The 13,739-nt window shown below is 71.1% G+C and carries 9 protein-coding genes; 2 read left to right on the top strand and 7 right to left on the bottom strand.

What is annotated here, in order from left to right; genetic code table 11:
* Positions 1-73: 73 nt before the first annotated feature.
* The 7 genes from OG607_RS03955 to OG607_RS03925 form a co-directional block, all read right to left on the bottom strand.
* Positions 74-1,774: an L-aspartate oxidase gene (locus OG607_RS03955; protein WP_405736528.1), complete on the bottom strand. Its 1,701-nt coding sequence runs from the start codon at positions 1,772-1,774 to the stop codon at positions 74-76.
* Positions 1,775-1,885: 111 nt separating this feature from the next.
* Positions 1,886-2,383 carry an Ohr family peroxiredoxin gene (locus tag OG607_RS03950; RefSeq protein ID WP_405718786.1) on the bottom strand — a complete coding sequence of 166 codons (498 nt, stop codon included), beginning with the start codon at positions 2,381-2,383 and terminating at the stop codon, positions 1,886-1,888.
* Positions 2,384-2,525: 142 nt separating this feature from the next.
* On the bottom strand, positions 2,526-3,440 hold the full coding sequence (locus OG607_RS03945; RefSeq protein WP_405718784.1) for an RNA polymerase sigma-70 factor: 915 nt from the start codon (positions 3,438-3,440) through the stop codon (positions 2,526-2,528).
* A 597-nt stretch (positions 3,441-4,037) separates the two neighbouring features.
* Complete coding sequence (locus OG607_RS03940) at positions 4,038-5,096, bottom strand: TolB family protein (protein WP_405718781.1); 1,059 nt, start codon at positions 5,094-5,096, stop codon at positions 4,038-4,040.
* Positions 5,093-6,379, bottom strand: coding sequence for an MFS transporter (locus OG607_RS03935; RefSeq protein ID WP_405718778.1), 1,287 nt, complete (start codon positions 6,377-6,379; stop codon positions 5,093-5,095). Before OG607_RS03935 ends, OG607_RS03940 begins: the two co-directional genes overlap by 4 nt.
* A gap of 5 nt (positions 6,380-6,384) precedes the next feature.
* Positions 6,385-7,275 (bottom strand): alkaline phosphatase family protein, encoded by an 891-nt coding sequence (locus OG607_RS03930; RefSeq protein WP_405718776.1) that lies wholly within the window; start codon positions 7,273-7,275, stop codon positions 6,385-6,387.
* A gap of 462 nt (positions 7,276-7,737) precedes the next feature.
* Positions 7,738-9,378: a PucR family transcriptional regulator gene (locus OG607_RS03925; RefSeq protein ID WP_405718773.1), complete on the bottom strand. Its 1,641-nt coding sequence runs from the start codon at positions 9,376-9,378 to the stop codon at positions 7,738-7,740.
* 227 nt (positions 9,379-9,605) lie between these two features.
* On the opposite strand from OG607_RS03925, the gene OG607_RS03920 reads away from it, so the two are divergent.
* Both OG607_RS03920 and OG607_RS03915 read left to right on the top strand, forming a co-directional pair.
* On the top strand, positions 9,606-10,859 hold the full coding sequence (locus OG607_RS03920) for an aspartate aminotransferase family protein (protein WP_405718770.1): 1,254 nt from the start codon (positions 9,606-9,608) through the stop codon (positions 10,857-10,859).
* Positions 10,856-13,738: an FAD-binding and (Fe-S)-binding domain-containing protein gene (locus OG607_RS03915; protein ID WP_405718767.1), complete on the top strand. Its 2,883-nt coding sequence runs from the start codon at positions 10,856-10,858 to the stop codon at positions 13,736-13,738. Before OG607_RS03920 ends, OG607_RS03915 begins: the two co-directional genes overlap by 4 nt.
* The last annotated feature ends 1 nt before the right edge of the window (position 13,739 follow it).

The raw sequence follows: 13,739 nt of genomic DNA, 5'->3' as shown, positions 1-13,739 counted from the left end.
ATTCCTTTCGAGTTTTGCTGATGCCTGTACCAGTAAAGACCGGGCACGGGCTCTGTTTGTGACACCGCACCGCCTATTCGGCGAGTTTCCCCACGGACGAGATTTCCTCCATCAGGGAGGAAATCTCGTCGGGGACTGCCGGAATGCTCTCGCGGGTGATGCCCGTCGTCGGGGACCACACGAGATTCACCTGCAGTGCGGAATCCATGCCGGGGTAGTCGCTGCGGTTGTGGCAGCCGCGCGTCTCGCGACGCTCCAGGGCTGATTCGAGGGTGGCCCGGGCCGCCAGGGCGGCAGACTTGAGATCGAAGGCGTGTGCGAGGTCCTGATAGCCCGCGATGTCCGGGTGGATGCCGACGGCCTCCATGCGCTTCTCGATCACCGCGAGTTCCGCCAGTCCGGCGCGCAGGCCGTCTTCGTCGCGTACGACGCCCGCATGCTCGGTCATCGTGTTGCGGATGGCGCGTTGCAGGGCACGCACGTTCTCGGGCCCGTCGGCGGCGAGGAGCTCGTCGACCTCCGCGCAGGCCTCCGCGACGGCCGGCGCCGACCGCGGCTGTGCCTTCAGGGACTGCGAATACGCGGCGGCCGCCTGGCCGGTGAGGCGGCCGAACACCAGCAGTTCGATGAGGCTGTTACCGCCGAGGCGGTTGGCGCCGTGCAGCCCGCTCGATGCCTCGCCGATGGCGTACAGGCCACGTACGTCGGTGCTGTGATCCTCCGGGCGCACCCACACACCGCCCATCGAGTAGTGCGCGGTGGGCGCGATCTCGATCGGTTCGCGGGTGATGTCCAGCATCTGCAGGTCCAACAGGGTGTGGTAGACGCGGGGAAGGCGCGTCATGATCGTCTGCCGGGGCAGGTGGGAGACGTCGAGCCACACGCCTCCCTTGGGCGTGCCGCGCCCTTCCTTGATCTCCGTGTACGCGGCCAGAGCCACGCGGTCGCGGGTGGACAGCTCCATGCGCTCGGGGTCGTAGCGGGCCATGAAGCGTTCCCCGAGCGCGTTGCGCAGGATGCCGCCCTCGCCGCGGGCGGCCTCGCTGACCAGGGTGCCGGCCGCGTTCTCCGGTTCGATGATGCCGGACGGGTGGAACTGCACCAGCTCGGCGTCGCGCAGCCTGGCCCCGGCCTCCACGGCCAGGCGGAAGGAGTCCCCTGTGTTCTCGTCGCGCCGCGAGGAGGTGCGCCGCCAGATGCGGGTGTGGCCGCCGGCGGCCAGGACGACCGCGTCGGCGTGGATCAGGTAGCGCCTTCCGCTGGTGAGGTCGAAGCCGTACGCGCCGAACACGGCGCCCTCGTGCACCAGCAGCCGGGTGATGTACACCCCTTCCAGCACAGGGATGTCGAGCTGCTCCGCGCGCCGGACGAGGGTGCGCTGGATCTCCAGGCCGGTGTAGTCACCGGCGAAGGCGGTCCTGCGGAACTTGTGCGCGCCGAAGAAGCGCTGCGAGATCCGGCCGTCGCCCTCCCGGGCGAAGGTCATGCCGTAGCGCTCCAGGTCGTCGATGCCCCGGGCAGCGCCCTGGGTGACGATCTCCACGGTGCGGGGATCGGCGAGGAGGTAACTCTCCTTGAGTGTGTCGGCGGCGTGCTGCTGCCAGCTGTCCTCGGGGTCCATGGTGGCCAGCGCCGCGTTGATGCCGCCGGCCGCCAGTGCCGTATGGGCGTCCTCCTTGGGGCGCTTGCCGACGGCCAGGACGTCGATGCCGGCCTCGGCCAGTTCGATCGCCGCTCGCAGGCCGGCACCTCCGGTGCCGATCACCAGCACCATGGTGGCAAGACGTTGTTCGGTGACAGCCACGGTCCACTCCGATCGCTGGGGTCTTCATCCAGTACGACCGGGCAGTCCCGCGATCTGTGACGCCTCCGAGCGGCCGTGCGCTTAGGAGGCCAGCGTGATGGTGGTCGGCGTGCCGTGCCAGGCCACCCTCGCGTAGGGGCACAGCGCGTCGGCCCGCTGCAGGAGCTGGGTGGCGACGTCAGGGGTGACGCCCGGCCATCTGACGACCAGATCGATGTGCAGGACGTAGCCACCGTCCTGCGGATTGCGGTCGAACGCCACGGTCACCTCGGCGGATATCATGGTGGGATCGAGTGCGGCCTGTCGTGCGATGAGGCTCAGCGCCCCGTGGAAGCAGGCCGCGAACCCGGCGGCGAACAGCTGCTCGGGGTTGGTTCCCCGGCCGTCTCCGCCCAGTTCGGCGGGCAGGCGCAGATCGAGGTCGAGGACTCCCTCGTCCGAGCGTGCCCTCCCCGAGGCTCTCCCGTGGGCCGCCGTCCCGCCGGTCACGGTCACCGTCGTGGTGTAGAGGGGAGCGAAGGCCTCTCCGTCGAAGTCCTTCTCGGTGGACAGGTCGGGCGGCTGGATCGGCCCGGTCACCGCGTGACTCCCGCGGTGCTGCGACGTACCGGACCAACTGTGCTGCAAGCCATGGTGAGCGCACCTTTGCGTCGTGGCGTCACGGATACCGGACGACTGGATGACCGACGAGTACCCGCTCTTGTGACGCGCACGGCGGCGTTCAGGAGGAGAACGTGGTGCCGCCGTCCAGGGAGGCCACATAATGTGCCAGTTTCTCCGGATTCATGACCCACATGGCCCGCTCGATGCCGCGTTCCGAGATGTCGAGGGTCAGCAGAACCACGGCCGTCCCGCCGGCCGAGACGAGGGCGGCCGGCCCGCCGTTGGCCTCGACCCAGGCGATCTCCTTCTGCGGCCAGAAGCGCGGGGCGAAGGCGGCAAGGTACCTGGAGACGTGCACCAGGCCGACGACCGGAATCCGGGACGCCCCGCGCAGCCCGTTTCCGTCGGTGTAGCTGACCACGTCCTCGGCGAGGATGCCTTCGAGCACGGCCAGATCGCCGGTCTGTGCCGCGGTGAGGAACACCTCCATCAGCCGTCGGTGCTCGGTGGCGTCGACGGGCTTGCGGCGCTCCGACGAGATGTGCTTGCGCGCGCGGCTCACCAGCTGGCGCGTATTGGTCTCGCTGGTCTCCAGCATGTCCGCGATCTGCTGGTAGGGGTAGTCGAAGGCTTCCCGCAGCACGTAGGCGGCGCGTTCCACGGGGTTGAGCCTCTCCAGCAGGAAGAGCACCGCCGTGTCGAGTGCCTCGGCCCGCTCGGCGCCCAACTGCGGATCCGCGCGCGTGTCGACCGGCTCCGGCAGCCAGGGGCCGATGTACGACTCACGCCGCACCCTGGCGGACTGGGCCACGTTGATCGCCAGACGGGCGGTGACGGTGGCGAGGAACGCCTTCGGCTCGCGGACGACGTCACGGTCGGTGTGCTGCCACCGCAGCCACGCCTCCTGGAGTACGTCCTCGGCCTCCGTGGTGCTGCCGAGCACACGGTAGGCGATGCCGAAGAGCTGGGGACGCGCCGCCACGAAGACCTTCGTCGCCTCGTCGAGGGAGTCCGTGCCGTCCCCGGTACCCATGGCGTCCCCTTTCAGCTCCGACCTGGCTCGCGCAAGCGCTTGCCCATGGTACGGCGGGCGGGGCACGACCTGGCAGAGCATGTCATGGCCGTGCGAGTCGTACAGCCATGACGGAAGGGTCCGGCCGTTCGGGCAGCGCCACGAAACCGCCTTCCTCCAGTTCCGCGATCATCCACATGCTTCCGATGATGCATCACGTGGAGTTCGCCTCCGGGTACCCTTGACGGTTGTCTCAGCGGAGGTTGGCGGACACCAACGTCGACAATCCCAACCGCCAGGTCCGGCTGTCGTTCCTTGGGTGGGGCATCGTGGTGTCGCGACTGCAGACCGAATACTTGGGGCCGCTCCAACCGAACCGGCCTCCGGCCAGACCTCGTTCCCGCGCCCGAACCGGGCCTCGCTGAGCCGGAGCCTGACCGCCGGCCCGGTCGAGGCCAGTACGGGAGGGCCGCCCTGCCGTCAGGCCCGGAGCGACTGGTGCACCGATCGCACGGTCCTCGTCAGGCAAACGACCCGTGACGAGCCGGCTCCCGGTATATGCGACGCTGCTGGTCGCGGGCTTCGACGCACTCGGCTACGCGCCGAGGCACAAGACCCTCATGGAGAATCTGGATCTGTAGCCCCGTCCGGAGCCAGGTAGGCCGGCGCGACCGCCGAAGTCATCAGCCGCCGGGCCGTGCCCGTGCCGTCGGCGGGGACGGTCCACAGGTCCGAGCCGTAGTCGCCGGGGAGGGAGTAGACGAGGGTGGAGTTGTCGGCCCACAGGGCCTGGTCGTCGATGTCGCGCTTCTCGGCGGTGGCGGTCTCGGCCATGGTGCGCAGGTCGAGTACGTACAGCCGCCAGGGGGCGTCGGCCGGGGCGCCCGGGACGCGCTTCTTGTAGGCGATGCGGGTGCCGTCGGGGGAGAGGGAGGGGCATTCGACGTTGCGGTGCAGGGTGGTGAGGGTGCGGGAGGTGGAGTCGCCCCGGACGAGGTAGGTGTGGCCGCCGGTCGCCAGGGTGGCGTAGAAGCGATGGTCGTCGGCGAAGGTGACGCCCCAGATGTTGGTGTCGGAGGCACGGTAGGGTCGGCCGTCCTTGGTGACGGAGTACGTCTCCAGGTTGTCGTCGATCGCCCAGGTGCGGGTGTCGACGATGGCGGTGCGGGTGGAGAAGTTGGTGCCGGCGTAGGAGTCTCCGCTGACGAAGACCGTCCAGGCGACCATGTGGCCCGACGGCGAGACCCGGGCCCGGGTGGGGATGCCGGCGGCCGGGTAGCGGTGCAGCTCGCGCAGGTGGGAGTCGAGGACCACGGCACGGTAGGTGTCCTCCAGGGCCCCGTGCACGGCCTGGAGGCAGATGCCGGTGCCGGCGGCGGCGTGGAAGCGCAGGCACTTGACGCCGGAGACGGTACGCGGCCCGTCCGGCCGGTCGGCGGGCACCGCCGCGATCTCGTCGCGGTGCGGACCCCAGGCCAGGTTGCGTACCAGCAGCTCACGGCCGTCACCGGAGCCCGGCCGCAGCGAGACGGTCCCGGTGCGGACCGGCGGGCCGCCGGCCTGTTCCTGGTCCCGTTCGCCGGACCGGTTGGCGGCGTAGATCACCGCCCCGGTGCCGACCGTCCCGAGCAGTAGGACGGCGGCCAGCAGGATCAGCAGGCGGGCACTTCGGGTCATGTGGGCACCTCATCGGCAGTAGTACGCAGGACGAACGCGGCCACGACCGCGCTGACCGCCAGCGCGACGGCGGTCACGGCGAGCGCGCTGCGCCCGCCCCACAGGCTCCAGGCGGCACCGAAGGCGAGCGAGCACGCGAACCGCCCCAATGCCTGGCCGGTGCCGACCAGCGCCTGCCCGGCGCCCTGGTGCTCGGCGGGGACGGCCCCCGCGGTGGCGGCCGCCAGCACCCCGTCCGTGGCCGCGTAGAAGGTGCCGTGCAGCACCAGCACCAGGACGGCGATCACGGCCGGGCCGCCGGGCGTCGGGGCGAGCATCAGGCCGTAGCCCAGCAGCAGAACGCCATGGCCGGCCAGGAAGAGCCGGAGCCGGCCGCCCCGGTCCGCCAGCGCGCCCATTGGGACGGCGATCAGCAGGAAGGTGGCGGCCGTGCCCAGCGGCAGCAGCGGGAACAGATGGACGGGCAGCCGCAGTTCGCGCTGGAGCAGCAGATACAGGAAGGAGTCGCTGACGGTGGTCAGGCCCAGCAGGGCCGCGCACAGCGTGAGCCGCCGTAGCCCGCGGCGGCGCAGCAGGCCGACCGAGTCGCGCAGCGTGGGGCGGCGGACCCCGGTCGGCGGCGTGGTGCCCTCGGGCACGATCGGGGTGATCCGGCCGGGCACGAACAGCACCAGTACCAGGACCCCGAGCACGGCGAAGCAGCCGCTGACCGCGAACACCGCGTCGTAGCCGTCGACGGTGGCCCGCAGCACCGCGAACGCCACCAGCGGCCCGACCAACGCCCCGGTGGTGTCCATCGCCCGGTGCACCCCGAACGCCCTGCCCCGGTGCTCTGGTGGCGTGGCCAGCGAGATCATCGCGTCCCGCGGCGCGGTTCGCAGTCCCTTCCCAGTCCGGTCGGCCGCGAGCACGCCGCTGATCACGGGCAGGCTGTGCGCCAGGAGCAGCAGAGGCTTGCACACCGCCGACAGGCCGTAGCCGAGGCCGGCCACCGCCTTGTGCCGCCGTCCGCCCCGGTCCGCGAGGTGGCCGCCCGCCAGCCGAACCAGGGCCCCGACGCCGTTGTTGATGCCGTCCAGCAGCCCGAACCCGAGCGGCGACAGGCCCAGGCCCGCAACCACGTAGAGCGGCAGCACGGCCGTGACCATTTCCGACGACACGTCGGTGAGAAGGCTGACCATCCCCAGAGCCAGCACAGTGCCCGGCACAGCGGCCGGCCGCCGCCCCGGACGGCTGTCCGGGGCGACGGCGGCCTTGCTGCTGCGGGAGTCCGCGAGATACACGGGCCTCAGTTCCAGATGCCGCTGATGTCGGACGCGGACGCGGCGTTGCCCGCGTGCGCGCTCAAACCCGCCAGGTCCTCCAGGGTGCGCAGCACGTTGTAGTGGTTGTAGGTGGTGCCGCTGGAGCTGCCGGCGGTGACATGCTGCCCGTACAGGACGGTGGGGATCCGGTTCCCCGACAGCTTGTTGTCCTCGTCGAAGGTGACGGCCAGGATGCTGTTGTGGGTCGCCGCCCAGGTCGCGTACGCCCCCAGCTTGTTCTTGATCCACGTGTCGCCGGTGCTGACGGAGCAGTCGTGCATGTCACTGCACAGGTTCGGCACCACGAAGGAGACCTTCGGCAGCGTGGTGTAGTCGGTCGGGAACTGCGTCATGGTCTTCGCCGTGCTGGTGGGCACGTTGGAGAAGCCGAACCACGGGTTGTGCTTCTGCGCGTAGTTGCCGCTGCTGCAGGTCGTCGAACCCTGGCTCGGCAGCGACTCGTTGTAGCTCGCCCATGTCTTCCCGGCGGCGATCAGCTCCGACCCGAGATTCGGCGCGGATATCGAACCGACGCCCACACAGCTGTCGTCGGTCCGGCCCTGCGCCGAGCCGGAGAACAGCATGTAGTAGTTCGGCTCACTGGGGTGGGTGAGGCCGTAGGACTGGGTGAGGTTCGCACCGCCCGCCTTGAGGGTGTTGTTGATGTACGGTGCGCTGGAGCTGCCGATCACCTGGGTGTAGGCGTGGTTCTCCATCACCACGACCACCACATGGTCGGGGGTCGGAAGCCCGGCGGCGTGAGCGGTCGAACCCGTGGTCGCCCACAGGCCGACCGAGGCGACGGCAAGGGCCATCGCCCCGGCCAGCGCGGTGAGCGAGCGGCGGTTGCGCGGGGGAGCCTGGACTGCGGTCATGACTGTCCTCCGGACAGAAGTGACGATCTTACGAGGGCTTGAGCGCCGCAACCCTATGAGCGCCCTGTGGAACCCAGCCGCGCCCCGCGGGTGAAGAGAAGACGAACGCTCCCCATCCTCATCCCTCGCCGGGCAGGTCAGCCGCAGTCTGTCGAGCGCCGCGGCCGGGCCGGGCCGGGGCGCGGCGGTGAGGCCGGGGCCGGCCATCGCCCAAGCGCCGGATTCGGCGTCCGCTACGAGGGCTTCGCACCGAGCGGCGGATCCAGGGGAATGTGACGCCGAAAATGCGGCGGGGCACGCTGTTTGAGATCGAAGGGTTCCGCGTCCACAGCGGGCGCTGACTCTGCTGCTCGATTCCTGTCAACTGCCCGGTGGGCAGGTGCCTTGCTGGCCTCTGCGCACCGCCCTGCCTGATGCGGAGGTGGTGCGACGGGCTCCCTTCCGAGCCTGTTTGACGTTGGGTCAGCGTGGCCGCAGGGCGTCGAGCGCGGTGAGGGCTACGTGGAGTTCGGTGCGCTGGCCGCCGGATTCCAGGTTGCGGCCGAGCAGATGCTCGATGGTCTGCAGGCGGTGGTAGAGGGTCTGGCGGGAGAGCTTGCCCTGCCGGGCGGCAGTTGTCTTGTTGCCTGCGGAGTCCAGGTAATGGCGAAGGGTGGCCACCAGGTCGGTGCCGTGTCTGGCGTCGTGGTCGACCAGTCGGCCGACCTGGCGCTCGACGTAGTCCTGGATTCGTATGTTGTCGCGCAGCGCGTAGAGGAGTTGCGGCAGTCCGATGTCGGACAGTTCGTAGAAGGGTTTGCCGGCCGAGCCGGGCAGGGCTGCTTCGGCCACGCGAGCTGCCTCGCGGAAGGCGCGGGCGGTGTGCGCGATGTCCGTTGTCTCGGATGCGACGGACACGACCGCGCTCGGGTTGAGGTCCATGGCGAGGTGGCCCAGTCGTTCGGCTATGGGAGGCCAGGGCTGCGAGGGGCGGAGGGCGAGCAGGATGCCGATGCGCCCGGGGGCGAGTTCGCCGACGAGGGCGGGGCCGACTGCCGACGTGAGCTCCTCGGCGAGTCGGTCCTCCAGCCGGGTGCCGTCCTGCTCGTTGGCGTCCGTGCCGGTGTCCACCAGGATGGCGAGGAAGCGCTCGGTCTGGGGCGGAAGGCCCAGTGCCGCAGCGCGGTTACGGGCTTCGCCAGGTGAGCGATAGCGCTGTTCGGCGAGGTCGCGAAGGGCGTTGCGGTGAGCTCCGCGCTCCCACGTCACGGGGTGGATGAGGCGGGCGATGGCCAGGGTCATCGCCGTCCGCTCCAGTATGGTCACGTCATCAGGTCCGAAGCTCCGGATGCGGGACGGGTCGGGGAGCATGGCCACGCGGCCCCACTGTTCGCCCTGGTATTCGACGGGGACGAGCAGCCAACCCTCGGGGCCGACCACGGCGGGCTGGTCGGAGGGCGGCGTGGCCCGGGAACGCTGGTCCCAGTCGCAGAGTGCCTCTTCTACGTTGCGATCGGCGGGCGCACAGATCACGGCCTGGTGCACCAGGTTCTCCAGGACGACCGCGTGCCCGCTGATCTCCGCCGCCGTCCGCATCACCTCCTCGGGGCCGGCACCGCGCAGCGTCAGGGCTGTGAAGGCCTCGTGGATGCGCTGGGTCCTGCGGATCGACTCTGTCTGGTTGCCGAGGATGAGGGTGTGGACGACCTGGGTGACCTCCAGGAAGTTGACGTCCCTGGACAGGGTGACCAGCGGCAGGCCGCGGTTCCGGCAGGCGCGGACCAGCGCGTCGGGCGGTCGGTGATAGCGCCGTACGAGTTCGATGACCAGCGCTGCTGCCCCTACCCCGGCGAGTTCGTCGACGTACCGGCGCACCTGGGCGGGTTCCTCGGGCAGCGGCATTCCGGTGGTCAGGACCAGCTCGCCGCCCTTGAGGAAGGATGCGGGGTCGGTCAGCTCCGTGATGTGCACCCAGCGGACCGGGCGGCTCAGCTCGGACTCGCCGGTGACGACCTGTGGCTGCCCGGCGGCCAGTACCGGAAGCGCCAGCACGTCGGCGACGGTGAGCAGCGGCGCGCTGTCCTCGCGCTGCGGCCGGGGTGCCGTCTGATGGGCGTTGTTCATGGTGCCTCCATACGTGCCCGGCCACTCTGACAAGCCGCTCCGACCTGCGCAAGGGCCGATGGCCGGCGGTTGCCTGAAGTCCGGATGAGGGGTGGTCGGGCCCCGGGGTTTACAGAACGTCCAAACGAGGGCTCTACGGCGGACAGAACACTCGTTGTCCGGGCCCGAGGGACCGGAGATGCTCGCGGTACCGATCTGACCGATGACCGCCGGCCCAGGAGACGAACATGACCGAACTGTCGCCGCACCTCCGCCAGGCCACGCCCGTGCTGGCCGTCCGTGGCGAGGGCGTCCACCTGTACGGGGAGGACGGCCGCCGCTACCTGGACTTCACCGCCGGCATCGGCGTCACGAGCACCGGACACTGCCATCCGAAGATCGTCGCCGCAGCTCGGGAGCAGGTCGGCACGCTGATCCACGGGCAGTACACGACCGTCATGCACCAGCCGCTCCAGCAACTGGTTGCCAAGCTCGGCGAGGTGCTTCCGGCCGGGCTGGACAGCCTGTTCTTCACCAACTCCGGCAGCGAGGCGGTCGAGGCGGCCCTGCGCCTTGCCCGCCAGGCAACAGGGCGGCCGAACGTCATCGTCTGTCACGGTGGCTTCCACGGACGCACGGTGGCCGCCGCCTCCATGACCACCTCGGGCACCCGCTTCCGCTCCGGCTTCTCGCCGCTGATGAGCGGCGTGGTCGTCACCCCCTTCCCGACGGCCTTCCGGTACGGGTGGGACGAGGAGACCGCGACCCGGTTCGCCCTCCAGGAGCTGGACTACACCCTGCAGACCATCTCGTCGCCGGACGACACAGCGGCGATCATCGTGGAGCCCGTGCTCGGCGAGGGCGGCTATGTGCCCGCGACGCGGGCGTTCATGGACGGCCTGCGGGAGCGGGCGGACCGCCACGGCTTCCTGCTGATCCTGGACGAGGTGCAGACCGGCGTCGGCCGCACCGGCCGGTTCTGGGGCCATGAGCACTTCGGCGTCACGCCGGACATCCTGGTCACCGCGAAGGGGCTGGCCAGCGGTTTCCCGCTGTCGGGTATCGCCGCCTCCGAAGAGCTGATGCGGAAGGCATGGCCGGGCTCGCAGGGCGGTACATACGGCGCCAACGCGGTGGCCTGCGCCGCGGCCGTGGCCACGCTGGACGTGGTCCGTGACGAGAAGCTGGTCGAGAACGCCGAGGCGATGGGCACACGGCTGCGCGTCGGCCTGGAGGCGGCCGCCGCCACGACTCCCGCCATCGGCGACGTACGCGGCATGGGCCTGATGCTCGCCAGCGAGTTCGTGACCGAGGACGGCAGCCCCGACCCGGAGACGGCGGCGCGTGTGCAGCGGGCCGCGGTGGACGAGGGGCTGCTGCTCCTGCTGTGCGGCGCCTGGAACCACGTCGTACGGATGATCCCGGCGCTCGTGATCGACGAGACGGCGGTCGACGAGGGGCTGCGCGCCTGGACCGCCGCCGTCGAGGCCGGATCGCGATGACGCAGGAATCGGGGATGGAGGAGCTGCGCCGCCGCTTGGCCGGAGCTGCTCCGGGGATGCGGTTCGAGACGGGCGCGGGCCACGTCGCGCAGTACGCCTACGACGCCTCGAACTACCGGGTCCCTCCGCTGGCCGTGGCCTTCCCCCGGGCCGCCGAGGACGTACGGGCGGTGTTGCAGGCCTGCCGTGAGGCGGGGATTGCGGTCACCTCGCGTGGCGGCGGCACGAGCATGGCGGGCAACGCGGTCGGCCCCGGCGTCGTCCTGGACTTCTCACGCCACATGAACCGCGTGCTGTCCCTCGACCCCGAGGCGCGGATCGCGCGGGTGGAGCCCGGGGTCGTGCTGGACGACCTGCGCACCGCCGCTGGGCGGCACGGGCTGACCTTCGGGCCCGACCCGTCCTCGCACAGCCGCTGCACGCTCGGCGGCATGATCGGCAACGACGCCTGTGGCAACCGCTCGGTGCGCGACGGGCGGACCGGTGGCCACGTCGAGTCGCTGGAGATCGTCACCGCCGACGGCGCACGGGCCGTCGCGGACGCCAAGGGACTGCGGGCCGTCGATCCCGCTGATGAGGGCCGGGTCGCCCGCCTAGCGGAGGAGCTGCGGCGGCTGGTAGCGGACAACCTCGCGCTGATCCGTACCGAGCTGGGCCGCATCCCCCGCCAGGTCTCCGGCTACCAGCTCCAGCACCTGTTGCCCGAGCACGGCTTCGACGTGGCCCGCGCCCTGGTCGGCACCGAGGGCACCTGTGCGGTCGTCGTGGCCGCGACCGTACGGCTGCTGCCGACCGCGCCCGTCGCGACGCTGCTGGCGCTCGGCTACGACGACGTGGTCGACGCTGCCGAGGACGTGCCCGAGATCCTGCGCTGGTCGCCCACCGCCGTGGAGGGCATGGACGAGGCCATCGTCGCCACGATGCGCGCCCGCCGGGGCCCCGACTCCGTCACCGGCCTGCCCGAGGGGCGGGCCTGGCTGTACGTCGAGCTGGAAGGTAACGACGGGGAATCGGTCACCGCACGGGCCCGGGACCTGCTCGCCGCGTTGCGGGCGGCCGGGCGGCTGGTCGCGGGGCGCGTGGTGGAGACGGGCGAGGAACGCCGGTCCCTGTGGCGGGTCCGCGAGGACGGCGCCGGCCTGGCCGCGCGGCTCGTGGACGGCGGGGAGTCCTGGCCCGGCTGGGAGGACGCCGCCGTCGCCCCGGACGACCTCGCCGCCTACCTGCGGGACTTCCGCGCCCTGCTCGACGAGCACCGGCTCACCGGCGTGCTGTACGGGCACTTCGGTGCGGGCTGCGTCCACGTACGGATCGACTTCGACTTCGCCACCGACACCGGCCGCGCCGCGGCCCGCCGTTTCCTCCACGAGGCCGCAGCCCTGGTCGTCCGGCACGGCGGGACGCTCTCCGGGGAGCACGGCGACGGCCGAGCACGCGGTGAGCTGCTGGAGGTCATGTACAGCCGGCCCATGATCCGGGCGTTCGCCGCCTTCAAACGGGCCTTCGACCCGGACGGCCTGCTGAACCCCGGCATCATCGTGGAACCCGCGCGCCTGGACGACCGGCTGGCCCTGGACGGCCCGCCCGCGCCGGACGGCCGGCAGACGCTCTTCACCTTCCCGCACGACGAGGAGGGTTTCGCGGGCGCCGTCCGCCGCTGCGTCGGTGTCGGCCGCTGCCGCAGTGACAACGGCGGTGTGATGTGTCCCAGTTATCGAGCCACCCACGACGAGAACGACTCCACCCGGGGCCGGGCGCGCGTGCTCCAGGAGATGCTGCGCGGCGAGACCATCGAGGACGGCTGGCGCTCGGAGGAAGTCCGCGACGCCCTCGACCTGTGCCTGTCCTGCAAGGCATGCTCCACCGACTGCCCGGTCGGCGTCGACATGGCCACGTACAAGGCCGAGTTCCTGCACCAGCATTACCGGGGCCGGATCAGGCCGCGCTCCCACTACTCGCTGGGCTGGCTGCCGCTGTCCGCGACGCTCGCGACTTTCGCCGCCCGGCCGGTCAACGCCCTGATGCGCGGCCCGGTCGGCCGGCTGCTCGGCCGGATCGGCGGGATCGCGCCTCAGCGACGGATCCCGGCGTTCGCCTCGCGGCGTGCCCTGCGCGCGAACCTGCGAGGTACGCGCGCGGACAAGCCCCGGGCTGTGCTGTTCGTCGACAGCTTCACCCGGGTGTTCCGGCCGCACCTGGCCGGAGCCATGAGCCGGACGCTGGCCGATGCCGGCATCGGCTGCACCCCGAGCAGCGGGCTGTGCTGCGGCCTGACCTGGGTCAGCACCGGACAGCTGTCCATGGCCAAGCGCGTGATGGCCCGTACCGTGGCCCGGCTCGACCGACGAGCGGGGGAGGGACTCCCGATCGTCGTCCCGGAGCCCAGCTGCGCGGCGGCCCTGAAGCACGACATGCCGGACCTCCTCGGCACCGAAGCGGCCCGCCGCGTCGCAGCGCGCGTACGCACCTTCACCGGGGCGCTGAACGAACTCGCCGCGCCGGACTGGCAGCCGTCCGGGCTCCCCGGCCGGGTGGTGCTCCAGACCCACTGCCACGAGTACGCGCAGTTCGGCGCGGACCGCCCGCGTGACCTGCTGCGCCGCCTCGGCGTGCCGGAGGTCGTCGAGGCCGAGGGCTGCTGCGGCCTCGCCGGCAACTTCGGCTTCGAGGCCCAGCACTACGACACGTCCATGGCCGTCGCCGACCAGTCGCTGCGGCCCCGGCTCGACCGATTGCGCGGCCAGGACGTCGTCGTCGCCGACGGCTTCAGCTGTGCCACCCAGGTGGACCATCTCGCGGGTGGGCGCGGAGTCCGCGCCGTACATCTGGCGGAACTGCTCGACCCCGTTCCCGACCACCAGCCAGGAGGAACCCAGTGAC

The sequence above is a fragment of the Streptomyces sp. NBC_01537 genome (assembly GCF_045040445.1).
Taxonomy (GTDB): Bacteria; Actinomycetota; Actinomycetes; order Streptomycetales; family Streptomycetaceae; genus Actinacidiphila.
This window is presented reverse-complemented; position numbering and strand designations above follow the sequence as displayed.

Bases quoted from the DNA above. Each gene is read 5' to 3' on its own strand.
- OG607_RS03955 (WP_405736528.1), bottom strand. From the start codon at position 1,774: ATGGTGCTGGTGATCGGCACCGGAGGTGCCGGCCTGCGAGCGGCGATC.
- OG607_RS03945 (WP_405718784.1), bottom strand. From the start codon at position 3,440: ATGGGTACCGGGGACGGCACGGACTCCCTCGACGAGGCGACGAAGGTC.
- OG607_RS03940 (WP_405718781.1), bottom strand. From the start codon at position 5,096: ATGACCCGAAGTGCCCGCCTGCTGATCCTGCTGGCCGCCGTCCTACTG.
- OG607_RS03930 (WP_405718776.1), bottom strand. From the start codon at position 7,275: ATGACCGCAGTCCAGGCTCCCCCGCGCAACCGCCGCTCGCTCACCGCG.
- OG607_RS03925 (WP_405718773.1), bottom strand. From the start codon at position 9,378: ATGAACAACGCCCATCAGACGGCACCCCGGCCGCAGCGCGAGGACAGC.
- OG607_RS03920 (WP_405718770.1), top strand. From the start codon at position 9,606: ATGACCGAACTGTCGCCGCACCTCCGCCAGGCCACGCCCGTGCTGGCC.
- OG607_RS03915 (WP_405718767.1), top strand. From the start codon at position 10,856: ATGACGCAGGAATCGGGGATGGAGGAGCTGCGCCGCCGCTTGGCCGGA.